General features: G+C 64.5%; 1 protein-coding gene. It reads right to left on the bottom strand.

The window, feature by feature from the left end; translation table 11 throughout:
* Window positions 1-21: 21 nt before the first annotated feature.
* The gene (locus tag PROKR_RS02615) at window positions 22-303 is read right to left on the bottom strand and encodes a hypothetical protein (protein ID WP_036959367.1); all 282 of its coding nucleotides are present in this window, start codon (window positions 301-303) and stop codon (window positions 22-24) included.
* Window positions 304-437 lie beyond the last annotated feature (134 nt).

Raw genomic sequence — 437 nt, 5'->3', positions numbered from 1 at the left:
TGACGGCGAGCCGGTCGCCGATCATCTCGGCCACGGCCTCGACGGCGACGGGGTTCGTCGCGAGGCCGGCGCCCGCTTCAGCAGGTCGACGGCGGCGCTCTTGTCGTTCATGGCGAGCGTGACGACGGCGCCGATGTTGTTCACGGCGTACTCGGCGACGCTCTTCGAGGCCCAGAACTTCAGGAAGCCCTTGGGCAGCATGTTGAGGACGCTCGTCACGCCGGGCACCTTCCGAGCGCTCTCGGGGTGCACGTAGAGGCGGCTGCCGCCGCGCTTGATCGTGTTGATCTTCGGGTTCGTCACTAGGTGACTCCCTCTCTCGTTCGGTGGGGACGAGAGAGGAATCGGCCTGGGGGCCGGTGCGGCTCACCTTGCAGGCAAAACAGTTCGATGGTGTAGAAGGTGTAGAAGTTGTAGGTCTCCCTAGTTACCTCTCA

Source organism: Promicromonospora kroppenstedtii DSM 19349, from assembly GCF_000515355.1.
Taxonomy (GTDB): Bacteria; Actinomycetota; Actinomycetes; order Actinomycetales; family Cellulomonadaceae; genus Promicromonospora; species Promicromonospora kroppenstedtii.
This window is presented reverse-complemented; position numbering and strand designations above follow the sequence as displayed.